This is a genomic window from Acidimicrobiales bacterium (genome assembly GCA_041394185.1).
Taxonomy (GTDB): Bacteria; Actinomycetota; Acidimicrobiia; order Acidimicrobiales; family Poriferisodalaceae; genus JAAETH01.
This window is the reverse complement of record JAWKIQ010000002.1, coordinates 939,753-958,208: the sequence shown is the minus strand read 5'-3', so window position 1 is coordinate 958,208 and position 18,456 is coordinate 939,753. Positions and strand designations below refer to the sequence as shown.

At 64.0% G+C, this 18,456-nt stretch carries 22 protein-coding genes; 7 read left to right on the top strand and 15 right to left on the bottom strand.

The genetic code is table 11. The features are described from left to right. Position 1 precedes the first annotated feature (1 nt). The 5 genes from flgK (at position 2) to R2770_12100 (ending at position 3,874) form a co-directional block, all read left to right on the top strand. Entirely contained in the window at positions 2 to 1,366 is a 1,365-nt protein-coding gene (gene flgK, locus R2770_12120) for a flagellar hook-associated protein FlgK (protein ID MEZ5281206.1), read from the top strand. Positions 1,367 to 1,379: 13 nt separating this feature from the next. After that, complete coding sequence (locus tag R2770_12115) at positions 1,380 to 2,264, top strand: flagellin (GenBank protein ID MEZ5281205.1); 885 nt, start codon at positions 1,380 to 1,382, stop codon at positions 2,262 to 2,264. Between the two features lie 55 nt (positions 2,265 to 2,319). Beyond that, the gene (locus tag R2770_12110; GenBank protein ID MEZ5281204.1) at positions 2,320 to 2,730 is read left to right on the top strand and encodes a flagellar assembly protein FliW; all 411 of its coding nucleotides are present in this window, start codon (positions 2,320 to 2,322) and stop codon (positions 2,728 to 2,730) included. 3 nt (positions 2,731 to 2,733) lie between these two features. After that, positions 2,734 to 2,976 carry a carbon storage regulator CsrA gene (csrA, locus tag R2770_12105; GenBank protein ID MEZ5281203.1) on the top strand — a complete coding sequence of 81 codons (243 nt, stop codon included), beginning with the start codon at positions 2,734 to 2,736 and terminating at the stop codon, positions 2,974 to 2,976. Between the two features lie 142 nt (positions 2,977 to 3,118). Continuing rightward, the gene (locus tag R2770_12100) at positions 3,119 to 3,874 is read left to right on the top strand and encodes a penicillin-binding transpeptidase domain-containing protein (GenBank protein ID MEZ5281202.1); all 756 of its coding nucleotides are present in this window, start codon (positions 3,119 to 3,121) and stop codon (positions 3,872 to 3,874) included. On the opposite strand, the gene R2770_12095 is transcribed toward R2770_12100, so the two are convergent. Further along, positions 3,859 to 4,323 carry a hypothetical protein gene (locus tag R2770_12095; GenBank protein MEZ5281201.1) on the bottom strand — a complete coding sequence of 155 codons (465 nt, stop codon included), beginning with the start codon at positions 4,321 to 4,323 and terminating at the stop codon, positions 3,859 to 3,861. The two genes, R2770_12100 and R2770_12095, sit on opposite strands and share 16 nt — an antisense overlap. Beyond that, a complete protein-coding gene (locus tag R2770_12090; GenBank protein MEZ5281200.1) occupies positions 4,323 to 4,967 on the bottom strand; it encodes a M23 family metallopeptidase in 645 nt (214 codons plus the stop codon). The genes R2770_12095 and R2770_12090 overlap by 1 nt, the downstream gene beginning before the upstream one ends. Before the next feature lie 27 nt (positions 4,968 to 4,994). Here R2770_12090 and R2770_12085 point away from each other — a divergent pair, with 27 nt between their 5' ends. Next, positions 4,995 to 6,077, top strand: coding sequence for a sigma-70 family RNA polymerase sigma factor (locus R2770_12085; protein ID MEZ5281199.1), 1,083 nt, complete (start codon positions 4,995 to 4,997; stop codon positions 6,075 to 6,077). A gap of 14 nt (positions 6,078 to 6,091) precedes the next feature. After that, the gene (locus R2770_12080; protein MEZ5281198.1) at positions 6,092 to 7,627 is read left to right on the top strand and encodes an HD domain-containing phosphohydrolase; all 1,536 of its coding nucleotides are present in this window, start codon (positions 6,092 to 6,094) and stop codon (positions 7,625 to 7,627) included. Between the two features lie 26 nt (positions 7,628 to 7,653). On the opposite strand, the gene R2770_12075 is transcribed toward R2770_12080, so the two are convergent. The 13 genes from R2770_12075 to R2770_12015 form a co-directional block, all read right to left on the bottom strand. Continuing rightward, positions 7,654 to 7,860, bottom strand: a complete 207-nt coding sequence (locus R2770_12075; protein ID MEZ5281197.1) for a hypothetical protein — start codon at positions 7,858 to 7,860, stop codon at positions 7,654 to 7,656. Between the two features lie 3 nt (positions 7,861 to 7,863). Then, positions 7,864 to 9,045, bottom strand: a complete 1,182-nt coding sequence (locus R2770_12070) for a hypothetical protein (protein MEZ5281196.1) — start codon at positions 9,043 to 9,045, stop codon at positions 7,864 to 7,866. Positions 9,046 to 9,078: 33 nt separating this feature from the next. Beyond that, a complete protein-coding gene (locus tag R2770_12065; protein MEZ5281195.1) occupies positions 9,079 to 11,124 on the bottom strand; it encodes a flagellar biosynthesis protein FlhA in 2,046 nt (681 codons plus the stop codon). Positions 11,125 to 11,135: 11 nt separating this feature from the next. After that, on the bottom strand, positions 11,136 to 12,203 hold the full coding sequence (locus R2770_12060; protein ID MEZ5281194.1) for an EscU/YscU/HrcU family type III secretion system export apparatus switch protein: 1,068 nt from the start codon (positions 12,201 to 12,203) through the stop codon (positions 11,136 to 11,138). A 127-nt stretch (positions 12,204 to 12,330) separates the two neighbouring features. Beyond that, on the bottom strand, positions 12,331 to 12,633 hold the full coding sequence (locus tag R2770_12055; protein MEZ5281193.1) for a hypothetical protein: 303 nt from the start codon (positions 12,631 to 12,633) through the stop codon (positions 12,331 to 12,333). Between the two features lie 88 nt (positions 12,634 to 12,721). Then, on the bottom strand, positions 12,722 to 13,486 hold the full coding sequence (locus R2770_12050; protein ID MEZ5281192.1) for a flagellar biosynthetic protein FliR: 765 nt from the start codon (positions 13,484 to 13,486) through the stop codon (positions 12,722 to 12,724). Between the two features lie 9 nt (positions 13,487 to 13,495). Beyond that, positions 13,496 to 13,762 carry a flagellar biosynthetic protein FliQ gene (locus R2770_12045; GenBank protein MEZ5281191.1) on the bottom strand — a complete coding sequence of 89 codons (267 nt, stop codon included), beginning with the start codon at positions 13,760 to 13,762 and terminating at the stop codon, positions 13,496 to 13,498. A gap of 16 nt (positions 13,763 to 13,778) precedes the next feature. Next, complete coding sequence (gene fliP / locus R2770_12040; GenBank protein MEZ5281190.1) at positions 13,779 to 14,768, bottom strand: flagellar type III secretion system pore protein FliP; 990 nt, start codon at positions 14,766 to 14,768, stop codon at positions 13,779 to 13,781. Beyond that, the gene (locus tag R2770_12035) at positions 14,752 to 15,201 is read right to left on the bottom strand and encodes a flagellar biosynthetic protein FliO (GenBank protein ID MEZ5281189.1); all 450 of its coding nucleotides are present in this window, start codon (positions 15,199 to 15,201) and stop codon (positions 14,752 to 14,754) included. The genes fliP and R2770_12035 overlap by 17 nt, the downstream gene beginning before the upstream one ends. Further along, positions 15,201 to 16,007: a flagellar motor switch protein FliN gene (gene fliN / locus R2770_12030; protein MEZ5281188.1), complete on the bottom strand. Its 807-nt coding sequence runs from the start codon at positions 16,005 to 16,007 to the stop codon at positions 15,201 to 15,203. The genes R2770_12035 and fliN overlap by 1 nt, the downstream gene beginning before the upstream one ends. After that, positions 16,004 to 16,909, bottom strand: coding sequence for a FliM/FliN family flagellar motor switch protein (locus tag R2770_12025; protein ID MEZ5281187.1), 906 nt, complete (start codon positions 16,907 to 16,909; stop codon positions 16,004 to 16,006). Before R2770_12025 ends, fliN begins: the two co-directional genes overlap by 4 nt. A 1-nt stretch (position 16,910) precedes the next feature. Further along, positions 16,911 to 17,390 (bottom strand): flagellar basal body-associated FliL family protein, encoded by a 480-nt coding sequence (locus tag R2770_12020; GenBank protein MEZ5281186.1) that lies wholly within the window; start codon positions 17,388 to 17,390, stop codon positions 16,911 to 16,913. 75 nt (positions 17,391 to 17,465) lie between these two features. After that, positions 17,466 to 18,452, bottom strand: coding sequence for a flagellar motor protein MotB (locus R2770_12015; GenBank protein ID MEZ5281185.1), 987 nt, complete (start codon positions 18,450 to 18,452; stop codon positions 17,466 to 17,468). Between the last annotated feature and the right edge of the window lie 4 nt (positions 18,453 to 18,456).

The window sequence follows — 18,456 nt, the reverse complement described above, 5'->3', positions numbered from 1 at the left end:
CATGCCCATTCAGTCTCTGCACACCGGCTACTCCGGCCTGAATGTCGCCCAGATCGGCATCGATACGACGTCCAACAACGTCGCCAACGCCAACACCGAGGGTTACGCCAGGCAGCGCATCGACCAAAGGGCGCTACCCAACATCGACAAGATCGTCGGGCGTCTGGGCACCGGCGTGAAGGTCGACGACATCACCGCTGCCCGCGATCTCTTCTTGGACGCGAGGGTGCGCGACGCGCGGGCCCAGACCGCCGGCTACAGCGCCAACGCCGAACTGCTCGCCAGGGCCGAGGGCCTGTTGGGCGAACCGGACTTTGGCATCGCCTCTGCCCTGGACGACCTGTGGAATGGCCTCGAGGACTTGTCGCTCGACCCGAGCGATGCGGGCAAGCGAACCACCGTCAAGAACCAGCTGGAGGTGATCGCCGGTCGTTTCAACGCGATCGCCGAGGGCATGGACGACCTGGTCGCCGACACCGGAACACAGCTGACCAGCGAGCTGAAGGACATAAACCTCGTCATCGACGAGATTGCCGAGCTGAACGGTTCCATCCAGCAGGTGATCGCCTCGCGATCGACACCGAACGACCTGATCGACAGACGCAACCTGTTGCTGGACGAGCTGTCCGAGAAGCTCGGCGTGCACGTCACCCACCTGGACAACGCGTCGGTGAGAGTCAGCCTGAACGGTTTGGCCTTGGTCGACGGGCAGAGCGCCAAACACGTCAGCTGGGACGCCAGCTCGCTTCAACTGCTGCACGCGAACGGAAGCGCACTGCGCGCCGGGGGTTCTGTGGGTGGGTTCCAGAGCTTCATCGTCGATGATGCCGCATCGATCAACACACAGCTCGACCAGTTGGCCATCGACATCCACGACGCCATGAACACCCGTCACGCTGCGGGCTTCGTCGACAGCGGTGTGGCGGGCGGAGCCTTGTTCAGCTACGACATCACCGACCCGGCGCGGACGCTGACTTCGGTGCTGGCCAGCATCGACGATCTCGCCGTGTCCGGAGTGGACGGCACACCATTCCCGATCCACGACGGCGACAACGCCAGGTTCATGGCCGAGTTGCGCAACGAAGCGCTCGGACCCGGCTCGCCGATACTGCTCGAGTCGGCACGAGGCCTGGTCACCGACATCGGCAGCCGCACGGCCCAGGCGCTGGCGTCAGCCGATGCCAACGCCGATCTGCAGCTCTCGGCCGAACTTCAGCGCTCGGGGGCCACGGGCGTGAACATCGACGAGGAGATGGTCGCCCTGATCCAGTACCAGAGGGCCTACGAGGCCGCCGCTCGCGTGATCACGGCCGCAGACGAGGCGTTGAACACGCTGATCAACCGCACCGGCCTGGTCGGCCGATGATCGGAGGTAGACGATGAGAGTCAGCTCAGAGACGATGGTCGCCCAGACCCTGAATCGTCTGCAGAGCCGTTTGGCTTCCTTCGACAGGGCACAGAACCAGCTGGCCAGCGGAAAGAACTTCCTCAACTCATCCGAGGACGTATCGGGAATGAACACCTCGCTGGCCCTTCGGTCGGAACGCCGGTCGGTAGAGCAGGCCAGCCGCAACGCCGAAGACGCGATGACCAGGATCAACCTGGCCGACTCGAAGCTTCAGTCGATGCTGTCGACGATGCGTCGTGCTCGCGATCTGGCGATCCGCGGAGCCAGCACACTGCAACCGTCCGAACGCAACGCGATCGCCGAGGAGATCACCTCGATCCGAGACGAGATGGTCGAACTCTCCAACAGCAGCTTCTTGGGCCACGGCCTGTTTGCCGGCACCGCCGCCGGAGACGCTGTGGCCGACGTCGCCGGAACGTGGACCTACACCGGTGACTCAGGCACCCTGCAGCGCCGCATCAGCACAACCGAGACCATCTCGGTGAACCTGCTGGGCAGCGAGGTGCTGGGCTTCGATGCCGGCGAATCGGCGTTCGATGTTCTCGATCAGTTGGCCGCCGACGTGACTGCAGGCGACACTTCCGCTGTGGCGTCGGGACTCGACGCCATCGACCGCGTGACAGGGCGAATAGAAACCGGTCTTGCAAGACTCGGTGCCGCGGGCAACCGCATCGAAACCGCGCTGGGCCGCAACCTCGAAATCGACGAGACCCTGCAGCGGCAGATTTCACAGGTCGAAGACGTAGACCTGGCCGAAGCGATCATGAAGGTCAATACCGAGGAGGTCGCACTTCAGACCACGCTCGGCGCCATCGGTCGTGCTCTTCAGCCTTCACTGCTCAACTACCTCAGGTGAGGATTACTCGGTGATCACCCAACTAGCAGAAGTTTCGCGAGACAATGGCGAGACCGTGAACTCCCCGAACCCAACGATCCTCACCTTCGAAGACGGCATCATCGGCCTGCCCGCTGTGACACAGTTCGTGCTCACCGAGGTCTCGCCCGACGCGCCCGAAGACGCACTGTTCCAACTGTTGCGCTCGCTCGACGGCGAGCTGTCGATGGTGGTGACCCAGCCGTGGATCCTGTTCCCCGACTACGCACCCGACGTTCCCGACTCTGAACTCGAGCGCATCGGCGCCACCAGCGAGGACGACGTCACCATCTTCAATCCGGTGACATTGAACGCCGAAGAGGGTTGCGTGTACGTGAACTTGCTCGGGCCGTTCATCGTCAACCTGAAGACCTTCCAGGCCCGCCAGGTCGTACTGGCCGAGTCCGAATACCCTGTTCGGGCGCGGGTCGACCTGACGGAAAGCTGATCGATGCTCGTTCTCTCACGCCGCAAGGGCGAAGCGGTGATCATCGGTCATTCGGTGACCGTCACCATCATCGATATCCGAGGAGATCAGGTGCGGGTCGGAATCGACGCCCCTCGCTCGGTTCCCGTTCACCGTGAAGAGATCTATCGCCAGGTGGTCGAAGAGAACGCCGCCGCGGCCCGCTCGGCCGACATCGCATCTCCCCTGCTGAACCGCACCGCACCCAAGCGCCCCAAACAGGGCTGACAGCGCCAAGGGTGGCGTCTTGCGATACCTGCGAGGTCGGGGCGCAGTGGCGCTCGCCTCACTCATCTTTTTGGCGTCCGGTTGCGCCCCCTCCGAACCCAGCGACGTTGCACTACTCGCCGGAACCGAAGTTGAAATCGTCGTGCACACGGAGTGGGAGTCACAGTTCGAGGACGCCGGCGTAGTAGGCACGTTCGTTCTTCACAGGCTCGAGTCAGACGTGGTTGACGTTGGCGGGAGCAATCGCTGGAGCGAACGATTCACCCCGGCGTCCACCTTCAAGATCATCAACTCGCTGATCGCTCTCGACACGGGGGTGATCAGCACCGTCGACGAGATAGTGACGTGGGACGGTGTCGAGCGCGACGTCGATGTGTGGAACCAGGATCATTCCCTGCGCACTGCGATCGAGTTCTCGGCGGTTTGGGTCTATCAGGATCTCGCTCGCAGGGTGGGAAGTGAGCGGATGCAGCGACTTGTGTCCGAGGTCGACTACGGGAACTCCGACATCGGCGGACCCATCGATTCGTTCTGGCTGCGAGGCGACCTGCGAATCTCGGCGATCGAACAGGTCGACGTGTTGGCAAGACTCATGGTCGACGGGCTCCCGTTTGACCCAGCCGATCAGGCTTCGGTGCGAGAGATATTGGTACGAGAAGCGGGTCCGGATTGGGTCTGGGGCCACAAGACTGGCACCGCACTGGCCGAAGAACCCGTGATCGGGTGGTTGGTCGGCTTCACCGAATTCGACGGCGCGAGCTGGGTGTTTGCACTCAACGTCGACCTACCGGTCGACCCGGACCTCGCCGCCCAGATCAACCCTGATTACAGGGTCAGCATCGCCCGCGAGATTCTGGCCTCGGCCGGAGCTCTACCTCGCCATCAGCGTGCTCGGTAGGTGACCTCGCCCCGCTGGGCGCGTTCGAGTTCGCTGCGGCGGCGGGCAACCGACTCTGATCGGGTCGCGACCAGTTCCTTGATCGTCTCGCTGACGGCCATGTACTCGTCGAGCAGGTCGCGTGCGCGGTCGAAACGTTCGCCTATCAACGACGACACCTCAGCCGGAGCGGTGGCGACCAGTTCGGATGCCGTCTGGGGCTCGATGTCCCACTCGACCTTCGCTGCGTCGATGGCGTTGGATCGCTCTATCGAACAGCGGTCCAGCAGTACCGAGGCCTGATCCAGCTCCGAGCTGGCACGGCCGACGAAGTCGATGGAGCCGGTGGCGTGTAGCAGCATCAGGGTTCGCGAGCGCAAGACAACCAGGTCGAGCGCCTCGGTCTCTCGGTCGAGCGCACCCAGAAGATCTGCGGCCGCCTGACTGGAACGATCTACGAACTCAACCATCAGCTCCCCAACCACTCGACCGGATCAATCGCCTCACCATCGACCCTCACCTCGAAATGCAGGTGCGGTCCTGTCGAACGGCCGGTGGATCCGACAGCCCCAATCGCCTGGCCTGCCTCGACCCGATCGCCGGCCGCGACCCCTACCTGGCTCTGGTGCGCATAGCGGGTCTCGACGCCGTCACCATGATCGATGATCACGATGTTTCCGTAACTACCCCACTCGCCTGCGAACGTGACGGTTCCGGCCTGGGCCGCGACTATCGGAGTGCCCATCGGGGCCCCGACGTCGACGCCCTTGTGCATGCGGGGTTCGCCAGTGAACGGATCAGACCGAATACCGAACGGAGAGCCTGCCGATTCGCCGGGCACAGGAAAGACGCGATCGGCAACCGGCGTAGCAGGCTGTGAGATCCGAGCATCGGCTCGTTGAACTGCCAGCAACTCCAGCAACTCGGCCGGATCGACACCTGCGTTCGACGCAGCCTGATTGATGTCGTCGAGTAGGCCCGACTCGATCAACAGCGCTTCGTCGGCCAGCGGCGCATAGTCCGCGACCGATGGGGCCGCGTAGAAGCTCATCGGCGACAGACCGAACCGTGTCTGGATCGACGAGATCCGTGACATCACGTCTGACACACTCACTATCGATTCTCCGATGCGGGCGTGGACATGCAGTTTCTGTCGACCGCAGCCCACTCTGGTGAAGCTCGGGCACAACGCACGCTCCACCAATATGTGGACATATTCGGGCACACTGTCTGGTCGATCATCCGATCTGACGAAATGTGGCAGAACGCCTCAACTCTGTGCCCCATCGTCCGACAGACACCACGCATCAGTTGCCGGGGCGGGCCCCGGAAACCTGGAGGGAGGGCGGCTGCAGTGCCTAGACGCTCGAATGACACCACCGAGCTAGACGATCCGAATTCACTGGCGGCTCAACACATCGATTTGATCCATCCGATAGTCACCCAGGTGGCATCACGGTTCCCGCGTCACGTCGACCGCAGCGAGCTGTGGAGCGCCGGTGCGATCGGGTTGGTAGAGGCCTCGCGGTCGTACAACCCCGAGACCGGCGTGCCATTCAACCGCTACGCCTCCATTCGAATCCGTGGCGCGATGATCGACTCGACGCGCAAGCGCGACTGGGCGGTGCGTTCGCTGCGCCGCCAGATGCGCGAACTGCACGAGGCCGAACAACACATCGAGACGACCAAGGGGCGTCACGCCACCGATCTCGAGATCGCCGATGCACTGAAGATCACCCCAGAAGAGGTCGAGCAAAGGCGCGCCGCTTCGGCGGTTTCTTCGCTGCTTCACCTCGACCAGGAAGACCCCGACCGCGTCTCGCTCGGCGAACGCATCGTCGAGGAAGAATCCGAGCGCCTTCCAGAAGAACACCTAGCAAGTCGCGAGATGGTCGGAACCCTACGCACAGCCATCGAGGGATTGCCGGAACTGCAGCGCGATGTCGTTCGCCGCTATTACCTCGATGGCGAGATGCTGCAGACCATCGCCACCAGCCTCGGTGTCACCGAGGCCAGGGTGTCTCAGATCCGCGCCGAGGCTGTGAACGCCATGCGCAGCTACTTCACCACCCTCTACCAGGGTGTTGCCGAGGTTCCAGAAGATGCCCCCGGCCGCAGGGGCAGGGCCTCTTACCTGGCCACCATGGCGACCCGCTCGACATGGCTGACCCGCCTCGAAGCTGCCGAGCCCTCACAGACAAAGGGTCAACGAGCGGCAGGTTGAGCCGATAGGAGCAGATGACCGAAGAGTCATCCGCGCCTCAGCGACCATCCGGCGGCAAGCCCGCCACCATCGCAGCCCTGTGGTTGTCGCCAGCGTCGCGCGAACGCGTCGAGGCCGCCATGGCGTGCAAGATCAGCGACGGTGTAGAAGCGGCCAGCGGAGCCGACATCGTGTTGATCTCGACCCGGCTGCCGCGCGTGCGTATGGCCTCGGTGATGCAGCGCCTGGTCGAGATCGTCGAATGCCCCATCGTCGCCGTATGTCATGCCGGTGGCGAGGAGACCGCGTCAGACCTGGTCAGGTTGGGCGCAACCATGATCCTGGCCGAGGGCAACGAGGCGACGATCAGCCGTTACCTGCAGGCCCCACCAGGCAAGGCACCCGTCGACGAAGACGGCGCCGAGATTCCGATGCGCGAGCCCGATGCAGAACCGCTCGTCAGTGGGTTCACGCTGGCCATCGATTCGTCCAGCAGCGGAGGTCGGCTGGCCAGCAGCATCGATCCGGTCACCCGCCTTCCGCTCAGCGCGGCCTTCACGCTGCGCTTCGCCGACATGATCCAGTCCGAGAGCCTGCCGAGAATCGGGTTCATACGGGTCGCCAACCGTCGCGAAGCGTTCGGCCGTCTCGACCGACACGCCCTCGATCTGGTGCGGCGCCGGCTGGTGATGCAGTTCCAGAACGTGCTCGCCGGCCTGCCCATCGAGTTGTTCCAGATGGAGGATCTCGAGTTTGCGTTCATCTCACAGTCGATGTCATTGAAGGATGCGGAGCATGTGGGCAAGGCTCTGATTCAGATCGCCCGGGGTTTTGCTCCATCGGGAGCAGCGCCGCTCGAGCTGGCGATAGGCCACGCCGGACCCGAGGTTGCCAACGAACCGCGGACATTGCGCGAACTCGCGACGCGCGCTGTCGAGGCGGCCCAGACCCACGGCGGGGCGATCGTCAGCGGCGATGAACTGGCTCTGTCCGAGGCGAACTCGACCGAGAACGACGCCGTAAACGCCATGGCCCGCTGGGTGGATGAGCATCGCCATGGCGGCTCCAACCACCACGGCCGCGTGGCTCAGATTGCCGTGGCCGTCGGCCGCGAGCTGGGAATCGATGGCATCGAGATGATCCGTCTGAGATTGGCGGCCAGTATCCACGACATCGGCATGATCTCGCTGGGCGAGGAGCTGGTTGCCAAGGACCCAGCCGAGCTGGCAGGAGAGGAACTGGAGCGCTATCGCTCTCACCCGACTCTGGGGGCCAACTTCGTCGCTTTGTCGGCTGGCGAAGAGGTGGTGGGCGCCATCAAGCATCATCACGAGAACTGGGATGGCAGCGGCTACCCAGAGGGCATCGAGGGCGAAGACATCCCCCTGATGGCCAGGGTGGTGGCGATGGCAGAACACATCGAGGAACTGATCGAGCAGGGGATGACCCCAGACCAGATGGTCGCAGAGCTCGAGGTCAGCTCGGGCTCACGCCACGACCCCGCTGTGGTGTGGACCGGCGTCACAATCATCCGCGACGGCGTGCTCCACGAGCTGTTGTCGGCGGTCTGAGGCACCGACCACGGGCCGGGACACGGTCACGATTCGACCGACGACTCCAGCGACTCGGCCAACATCTTGAGACCCGAACCGGCGAGCTTCATCACGACGATGACGCCAACCAGCACCCCGATGGCGCGAACGCCCGCATCGGGAAGCGACATGTCCCCTGTGACCAACGCGTAGCCGATCAGGGCGATGGCCGCCATGCCGAGCAGCGTCACGAAACGCCTGATCTGAGCCACGCGCTACTCCCTTGGCAGTAGGGCGCGTACGGCCAGCGCCAGCTCGAACGGGGTCACGCGGGTAACCGATTCGCCGTCGATGTGGAACCCGAGCGTCGAACCGGTCGAGATGGCCACGTGCATGGCCTCACATACCGAGGTGTCGGCCCACGAAACCACCGATATGGCACCCCTGACCGACAGAGGGCCATCGTCGACGACGAGGTGCACCTCGCGCCCGGCAGCGATGCGTTGTACATAGTCAAAGGCCGCGGCGTCGAAATCGCCAGCGACAGCCAGGTCGCCCTCGAACGGGGGCACCTCGTTGGTGGCGAACACTCCGAACCCGAGGGATTCGGCCAGGCGGACAGCGGCCCGTCCAACCAGCACAGAACCGGAGGCTGGAAGTGGCCCACAAAGGGGCGCAGCCGCCTCGGCGAAGCGGTAAACCCAGGCCAGCTCATCGTCTGGATCGAGATCGCCGAGTGGGGCTATCAGGCGGTACGGAACGCCCAGGCGCGACAGCGAATCGACCGACCACATCACCCTGCCGGTGCCCGCGGGGCAGCCCTCGGCCGGGCGGGCCAACGGTGCTCGCGTCGCCTGGGAAGCGATGGGTACGGCATCGGCGGCGGCGGCGCCGACCTCCCGAGCAGGAGCGGCGACGGCGCCAGACGAGACGGGAGTGCTGTCGACAACATCGGCCCACGACATCGCGGGGACCATCACCGAGTCGCGAAGATCGATGACGGGCTCAGGGGCCATAGATGTGGCCGTGGCCTCGGGTGCGGGTGCGGGTGCCGGCTGCTTGGGGCGGTTCTGGAGCTGAGCGCGCAACACATCGCCGAAGGTTCGGCCATCGTCAGAGTCGCCCTGCTCGATCTGTTCGAGCACGTGGTCCACGGCAGCCAACTCGTCACTGATGCCCGAATCGTCTGGCATCGACGCAAGATCTGACGCAACAGCGGTTGCTGCTTGGGCCATCTGAGTGGGCGCGGCGGGAGTCGCGTCGGCCTTCACCGTCACCCTGTAGCTCTGCTTGGAGAAGAACCCTCCCACTCCGCGCGTGTTGAGGCGTTCGGCGTCGATGATCGTTGCATTGGGGCCGAACCTGCGCTCGACGGCCTCGAGGGCCGCTTCGACGCTTGGAGCCTCGACGACGACCGTGCCGTCCGAGCGCTCTTCGACTTCTTCTCGTGTTGCCATTTGTCTTCTCCCCCGTCATCGGCTCCGTCGCCGTCAACCGACCTCGAGCATCGGAGACTGCGGCGCCGTGCCGATCACGGCAATACCCGTCATGTTCACTGTCGACGGAATCTCCGGATAGGCAAGCACCGGCAGGCTCAGGCCGTGCGCGGCCAGGAACCGCTGGAGCGGACGTCTCAGGCCGGGTGCACAGATGACCGCAGGCGCAGGATCACCCGAGATGCGGCTGGCCACGGCGGAGTTGATCTGGGCGACTATCTGGTTTCCTCGTTCTGGGTCCAGGACCAACCGGCGCTCGCCGTCGATGTCGCGCAGGGCCTCGTGCAAAGAGACCTCGGTCATCGGATCGATGGTTATCGACGCCAAGCGGCTCTGCGGGTCGATCGACCTGACAATGGCGCCACCCAGAGCCACGCGGCCGGCCGAAACCATGTCGTCGAGCGGCTTGTCGGCGGTGCCAGAGACCGCGTCGACGATGCGTGCGAGCTGACGTATCGACACACCTTCTTGCAGCAGCGCTTGCAGTACCCGATGCAACGTTCCGAGCGGGACGACATCGTTGTCGATGTCTTTCACCAAGATCGGGTGGTCATAGCGAAGACCATCGACCAGCATCTGAACATCCTGGCGAGTCAACAGTCGGTCGGCGGTGGCCCTCACGACTTCGGCCAGGTGTGTGACGACCGCCGTCGAACGATCGACCACGGTGCCACCCAGCGCCGAGGCCTGCCCCGAGGCCGATTCGGGAACCCACCACGCCTTGAGCCCGAAGGCCGGCTCGACGGTCTCGATGCCGCCCAGATGGCGCAGGTCGTCGGAGTCAGATGCCGGCAGCACCAGCACCTGGCCCCTCGGCGCGCTGCCGGTGGCGATCTCTGCACCGTCGACCTCGATGGCGTAGGTCGACGTCGCCAGTCCGACATCGTCGCGGGTGCGCACCAGCGGCATGACTATGCCCAGTTCCATCGCAATCTGACGACGAAGCGCCTTGACCCGGTCGAGCAGGTCGCCACCCATGGACGGGTCGACAAGGTCGAGGACGTCGTACGACAGGCGCAACTCGAGCGGCTCGACCCGCATGTCGTCGATGATGGCCTCGGTCGAACCGGGTTCGACCACGATTTCTTCCTCTGGTTCGGGGACGACCTCGGTCGGGACCCTGCCGCTCAAGATCCACAGGGTCACCGCAACGGTGACGAAGGGGATCCACGGAAGGCCGGGCAGCAAGGCGATGGCACCGATGACGTAGGAGGCCATCCGCATGGCCTTCCTGGCGGTCAGCAACTGCTGGGCCAAGGCCGCGCCCAGATCTTCGTCACCACCGACCCTGGTGACCAGAAGGCCTGCCGAGATCGACGTCATGATCGCAGGTATCTGGCTGACCAGGCCATCGCCCACCGTCAAGAGGGTGTAGGTCGAGATGGCTTCGCCGACGCTGAGACCCTGGGCCAACATGCCCATGGCCAGGCCGCCGAACAGGTTGATCAACACGATGATCACACCGGCCAGGACGTCACCCTTGACGAACTTGGAAGCACCGTCCATGGCTCCGTAGAAGTCGGCCTCCTTGGCGATGCGCTCGCGCTTCTCGCGGGCCTGAGCCTCGTCGATCAGGCCGGAGCTGAGGTCGGCGTCGATGGCCATCTGCTTGCCCGGCATGGCGTCGAGGGTGAACCTGGCGGCGACCTCGGCTACGCGGCCCGCACCGTTTGTGACCACTGCGAACTGGATGACGATCAAGATCAAGAACACGACCAGGCCCACGATCACCGAGCCACCCACGACGAAGCTGCCGAATGTGGCGATGACCTTGCCGGCGTAGCCGTCGAGCAGGATCAGTCGGGTCGAAGAGACGTTCAGGGCCAGTCGAACCAGGGTCATCACCAACAACAGCGCCGGGAAGATCGACAGGTCGAGGGTGTCGGACAGGTTGATCACCGTCAGCATCAGCAGCACGCCGAGTGCGATGTTCAACGCCAGGAAGAGGTCCAGCACCAACGGCGACACCGGGATGATCATCATCACGATGGCGCCGAGCACAAACATCGGCAACATCAGGTTGGCTGTACGAGAGTTCATGTCAACTCACCTCAGGAAGCGACCATGGCGGGCCGACGGCGACGGTTGCGGGCTCGAAGCACTGCAGCCAACACCACTGCAACGGCTTCGTAGAGTTCGGGTGGAATCATCTGACCGACTTGGCAGCGGCGATAGATCGCTCGGGCAAGCGGCTTGTCCTGGCGCACGGCCACGCCGTGGCGATACGCCTCACTCCTGATGCGGCGGGCCATGACGCCCATACCCTTGGCCACGACGATCGGTGCGAGATCACCGTCTCGATAGCGAAGAGCCACGGCAAGGCGTACCGGGTTCACAAGCACCACGTCGGCTTCGGCGACCGAGGCGATCATGCGGTTGCGGCTCAGCTCGCGAGCCTTGGACCTGCGCATGCCCCTGATCAGCGGATCACCTTCTTGCTGCTTGCTCTCGTCCTTGATTTCCTGCTTGGTCATCTTCATGCCGGACATGAGCTCGCGCTTGTTGTACGCGTAGTCGGCCACAGCGATGATGACGGCCAGAGCGGCGGCACGGGTCAGCAACGTCTTCAGCGAATCGATGGTGACCACGAGCCATTGGTCGAGGCCTCTGGTGGTGTCGATGTGGTGGGTGGCATCTCGAACGGGCCCAATCAGCACCAACAGCAACAAACCCAGCTTCAAGAGCATGTGCCCGGTCTCCCAGGCCATCTTCTTGGGTGCGAAGCGTGAGAACCCGTTCTTGGGACTGATCTTCGACCACTTGGGTTTGATCGCTTGGGGCGAGTACACGAAACCGACCTGGCCCACGTTGGCGACCAATCCCATCACCAGCGCCAAGATCAGCATCGGGCCGATACCGAAGGCCAGCATTCTGGGCAGTTCCTGGGTGAGGGCGGGTGCGCTGAGCCCTTGTTGCGACCCGATCAGCAACGCCTGCATGCCGTGCCTGAAGGTCTCGAACATCATCGGCGCGACCGTTCGTACCAGGATCAGGGCCGCGACCAGAGAAAGCGCCGCAGGAACGTCCTTACTGCGTGCGACTCGACCCTCGCGGCGATACTGGCGCTTGCGCCTGCCCGTGGGCTTCTCGGTCTTCTGATCCTTCTGTGGACCGGCCATTCACCCCTCGAATGGGGCCGTGCCGTCCTGGCGAGCTGGACCGAGCTTCCGTGCGCGGTTCGGACAAAGACACAAGTCGACTGGCGACAGGGTCGATCAAGGTCGGCGACACATCGCCGAGGCGGCGTCAGGCGTTTGACGTGTTGCGCCTGGCAGCGCTTTCGACCTCGTCGAGGCGCAGGTCGATGATGTCGACGCTGGCAGCCAAGTCGTGCCACGCGGCGAGCAGTTCGTTCACCGGGTTGCGCAGGCGCTCGAAGCCAGTGGTGGATGCCAGCAGATCCAGAGCCTGCAGACACTGGCGTCCGGTCGATCTGGCCACACCGTCGCGCAGAACCACCGCCGAATAGCTCGAGTCACGCAGCAGGCGTGACAGACCTTCCACCTCGCGCACGAGCTGGCTGTCGATATCGAAGGGGGTCGTAGACATCACCCGTTCAGTCGACGCGCGGCCTGTTCGATTCAGCGACGTCGGGCGATTTCGCGCAGAGATTCGCAGATGGCCTGGCGCCGCCGGCTCACAACGAGTTGATCAGGCCGACGAGCATGCGTTCCATCTCGTCGATTCCGCCGCTGACATAGGTCGGAAACGTCAACAACACAACCCCAGCACCAACGATGGCCACCAGCACACGGGCGGGCAGGCCCAAAAGGAACAGGTTTGCCTCGGGCATCATCCTGGCCGCGATGCCAAAAACGATCTCGGTGAGGAACAGGGCGGCCATGGCCGGCATGGCGATCTCGAGGCCGGCCACGAAGAACCGACCCACCATCTCCACCACGGCATCGGCAACCGAGCTGTCGATCTGAGGAGCTTCTGCCAGCGGTACGGCAGCAACCGATCCGGCGATGCCGGCAACCAGCAGATGGGGGCCTCCGAGGATGAAGAACATGGTGACCGCGGTCAGGTCGAACATGCGCTCGAAGACCGTCGAAGGCCTGCCGGTCAGGGGATCGAAGATCGACGACAGGGCCAGACCCGACGACAGGTCCAGCAGGCCACCGGCAACGATGAACATCTGCAAGATCAGGGTCGACGCGAATCCGAGCAACAACCCCACGACCAGGTTGACCACGATCGCCGAGATCATCCTGGCCAGGGTCATGGCCTCGACGGGCAGAGGTACGGCTAGGAAGAGTCCAACCGCTGTCGCCAGCGCCACACGGCCTGTCGTCGGCAACCGTCGCGAGAACTGGGGCGCGCCGAGAAGCACGCCGGCCACCCGCGTGATGGCCATGAGAATTCCAGCGATCGACTCGGCGTCGACGGTGAGTTCGGTCACCGTCTCGGATCAGGTGAGCTTGGGGATCGAGGTCCAGAGATCCTCGACCCAGCTGGTGAGCTCGGCCAGCATCCAGCCGCCGCCGAGAACGATGATCAACGCCACGCCGACGAGCTTGGGCACGAACGTCAGGGTCATCTCCTGGATGGAGGTGACCGTCTGGATGAGGCTGACGAACACGCCGACCACCAGGGTCACCAACAGAGCCGGCCCGGCAAGCTTGGCGGCTACGACGAGTGCGTCTGTTGCTATCTGGACTGCGGCTGCATCTGTCACTGCAATAGACCTCCGGTTATGTCGTGTTCACCGACGAGACGAGCGATACGACGATCAGGCCCCATCCGTCGACCAGCACGAACATCAACAACTTCACGGGCAACGAGACGAACACCGGCGGCAACATCACCATGCCGAGCGACATCAGCACCGACGAGATGACGATGTCGATCACCAGGAACGGGATGAAGATCACGAATCCGATGGTGAAGGCGGTGCGCAGTTCGCTCAGCACGAACGCCGGAATCAGCACCGACGCGCTGACATCCTCGATGTTTTCGAGCTCCTCGTTGCGGATGTCGAGGAACAATCTCAGGTCGTCTTCACTGGTCTGCTTGAGCATGAAGTCGCGCATCGGCGCATAGCCGGCCTCGAAGGCCTCGCCCTGCTCGATCTCGCCGTTCAACAGTGGCTGGATTGCAGCGTCGTTGACCTCGGAGAAGGTCGGCGCCATGACGAAGAAGGTCAGTATCAGCGCCAGGCCGATCAACACCTGCGTGGGCGGCACCGACTGGGTGCCCAAGGCATTGCGGGTAAGCGACAGCACTATCGCGAACCGGGTGAACGAGGTGGCCAGCAACAAGATCGAAGGCGCGATCGAACCAATCGTCAGCAACAAGATGATGACGACGGTCTGCGTGAGGCCGGTGCTCTGGGTGTCGATTGTTATGGCGACGTCGGGCTCGGTGGGCTCGGTCGGCTGGGTGGGCTGAATGGAGCTCTCGCCGTCTGGACCGGTCGGCTGGGCCCTGACCACAGGCTCGACGGGCTCTGTGTTGGGAACGGGCTGCTCGTCTGGCAGCGGTGGGTTCACGACCGTGCTGTCGGGCGCGGTACCGGGCTCGACCTCCTGGGCGGCAACACCCGACGTGAAGGCGATCGTGGCCACGAACACGGCAACGAACACAAGGGCGCGCACCGCTATCAACGCAACACGGCGGCCGGTTGTCGCCCGTCGCTCGGCTGCCGATGGAATCTCGCTCGGGTGGTCAGTCGTCGAGACCATGGATCCGGACACCTTGCGGCACGCGCGTCGTCATACGACGCAGCTGAGCAAGGACACCGATCCGTGGTGTCTCTCCTCTGTTGGACATCGGGGTGCGTCTCGTTCGAGAGAGCACACCCGTGGGCTCCCCGATTCCGTTCGGGGCTCCTTGGTCTTGGGTCGGCCCGGTCGCCACCACGGCGCCCAGTTCTGCACCGGCGTCGAGTTCGGCGATCAGGTTGACCGACTGTTCGGCCGTACCGAGCAGATAGCGCTTGCCCGCCACGTCGACCACGACCACCGAGGTCGAGCGGCCCAGCTGAGCCCGCGCCACGACATCGATGCCGCGTCCGCGCGGCCCGCCGCGCAGGCTCCACCAGCGAACGAGCAGCAGGCCACCCACGACAACCGCCAGGGCGATCACCAGTCGCAGGACGACCTCGAGGGTCAGCATCAGACGATGCCACCTTCCACGTCGTGAACCGAGGTGATACGCACCCCGAGGACGTCGTCGATGACCACGACCTCGCCGGCGGCCACGAGGCTGCCGTTGACCAACACGTCGACGTAGGCGCCTACTTGGCGGTCGAGTTCGACAACGCTGCCCTCGGACAGCTCGAGAACGTCCTTCAGCCGCATGGTGGTGCGGCCCAGTTCGACCGTGACCTCCAGCGCCACGTCCGACAGGAACGAGATCGGCGACGCCGGAGCCGATCCGACGCCCTTGCCCAGTTCGGGGTACTCGACGGGCTGTGCAACCTCAGCTGGTTCGGCGGCTTCGGCTTCGGGAATGATCCACACGACCGAGCCCGTTGTTTCGTCCGACGACGTGACGCTGGTGATGACGCCGTCCAGGCGATGGGTCTGGGCCAGCTCGCCCAGTCCTTCCAGCGGGGTTGCCCGGTCGACAGGGCCGACCAGGGCTCCACCGGCCGACATCGAGGCGACGAAGGCGCGTGCAGAACCGAGACAGAGGTCAGAGACGTAGCGCCATGAAGCGTCGGCATCCTCGGGGTCGTTCCCTGCTCCGACGACCCAGGCCTGCGCCAGGCTCTCTGATACGCCAACTATCAGCTTGCCCGTGGGGCCGCTGGTCTGAACGAAGATCATGTTGGCGAGCGACGGGTCGTCGAGATCGAGTTCACGCCCGTCGTCGCCGGCCAGAGCCAGACCGGTGAAAACGGCGATCGCCTCGAGCGCATCGCTCAGCGATCCGAGCATCAGCCGCAGCTTCAAGCCCGATGTCGAAGCAGTCTTCACGGAGTCCTCCAACTAGAGATCTGGACGGCCATTCGCCGACCGTTTCGGCCGAGCCGACCCAAGAGCACGGGGTCACCACCGACCACACCAATGGCGGGCTCGTCGACGCGGTGGTCTGTCTTTATGACATCGCCGGGGGCCAGGGTGGCCAGCTCGCCCGCTGCGATCGATGCCGACCTCAGCTGGAACGAGATGGGAACCATGACCTCGGGCACCAAGGGTTCGATGCTGGGTGCGCCCTCGCTGACGGGCACGCCCTGGATACGGACCTTGCGGTCGAGACGGTCGAGAACCGGCTCGATGGTCTCGAACGGATAACAAACGCTGACCAGCCCCTCGGCGCCGCCGTTCAGCACCACCGAATAGGTCAACAACAGAACCATGTCGTTGGGCTGAATCGCCTGAACCAGCCGGGGGTTGAACTCGATCGACTCCAGCTCGGGCTCGACGGCCTTGACCGGCTCGAGGGTTTCTTCGAAGGCGTCGACGATGGGAGCCATCAGCTGGCGAACCAGGGCGGCCTCTATCTCGGTGGGCCCGCGCAGAGGAACCGACGCGCCGGTGCCACCGAGCACCCGGTCGACGAAGGCCAGGGCCAACTGCAGGCTCATCTCGATGATGATGACGCCCGGAAGGGTCTTGGGATCGACGGTCGCGACCACGGACGGCGTGGGCATCGAACGCTGGAAGTCTTCATAGGTGATCTGGTCTGTCGAGAAGTGCGACACGGTCACGACGGTGCGCAACCGATGGCTGAGGCCACTGGAGACCCGTCTGGCGAACACCTCGTGCACGGCCTCGAAGCCGCGCATGTGCTCGCGCGAGAACTTGCTGGGCCGCCTGAAGTCGAACGGCTCGATAGCGGTGCCCGATCGGGCCGCGGGGCTCAGTGCTCGAGCCATGTCACTGCACGAGCAGATCGGTGAGCACCACTCGCTTCACGACCCGCGTCATTTCGTCGTTCAACAACTCGATCGCGTCGGCTGTCAGCTCGCTGCGCAGGCGTTCTTGACCTGCGCTGGTGCGCAGTTCGGCTGCGGTGTAGTTGGAGAGCCGCTTCAGGGCCGCGTCCAGCAACAAGGGCAGCTTGGGCTCGATGGTTGTCGGGTCGGTGCCCTCGACCAGTACTACCGAGAATGCAACGCGACCGAAGTGCGGTTGCTCGTCGGTGAGGTTCACGGTGAGGCTGCCCACCGGCAGGATCGCCCCGTCGGCCAGGTCGGCCAGTGCGATGGTGGTGGTCGGTGCGGCCGAGGTCTCACCGCCGCCCCCGCCGAAGAGGAAGTAGCCAGCGCCGAGGGCAACGACGCCAACGATGACGAACTTGAGCTTGCCCATCAGGCCGCCCTTGCCGCCCTCCTCCTTCTCCTTCTCATCGGCCATGCGCGTCTCCTGCGATGTATTGCTACGAACATCGGAAGAGTCGACCGAATCGGATGCGAGTTCAGCTCTTTGGCCTCATCCGACGATTCGCGACAGGTCGCCGCCCAGATCGACCCTGATGCCGTCGATGGCATCGGCAGGCGGACCGGTTTGGGTTGGAACCTGGGTTGGGTCCTGCTGGTCGGGCTCGATCGAGTCGATCATCGAGTCATCCAGCGGATCTATCGACACCACTATCTCGACACGACGGTTCTTGGCCCGATTCTCATCAGAGTTGTTCTCGACCAGCGGCCTGGTGTCGGCGTGTCCGACCACCTCCATGCGGGTGGGCGAGATGCCGAACTGCTCTATCAACAGATCGCTGACCGCAATGGCGCGAGACGCTGACAGATCCCAGTTCGAGTAGCCGGGCTGATCGAGGGGCACGTCGTCTGTGTGACCGTGGACTTTTATGGGGTTGTCGAAGTCGGCGAGCACGCCGGCGACAACTCCTACGAACTCTTGGCCCATTCCCGCTTCGAGGTCGGAGCTGCCGCTTCGAAACAAGATGTCATCGGTCGACAACACGATGGTGAGACCTTCGGCGCTTATGCGTGTTGTGACCGAGTCTTCGATTCCCAGTCGGGTGGTGGCCTCGAGAAGGGCAGCCTCGACCTCGACCAACTCTGACAGGTCGAGCACCCTAGGGTTGTCGACCTCGTCTGGGTCTTCGGTACTTGAAGACGGCTCGGACTCGGTGGCGTTGCGAACGGCCTCGGCGATCTCTGACAGGTCGCGGTCGATGGCCACCACGGTGATGGCCCCACCGGCTGTGGGGCTGGGCGATCCGTTGGGCTGGTTTGCCCCGATGAGCGAAGGCCCACCCTGGAGGATGAACTGTTGATAGGCCGAATTGCCGAAGGCCTCCTCGAGGCCCTTCAGCATGGTCAAGAACTTGGCATCGTCCACCGAAGACATGGCGAACAACATGACGAAGAACGCCATGAGCAGGGTGACCATGTCGGCATAGGTGGTCAGGAACCCCTCGCCGGCATCTTCGGCCTTCTTCTTTCGTTTCGCCACGCGG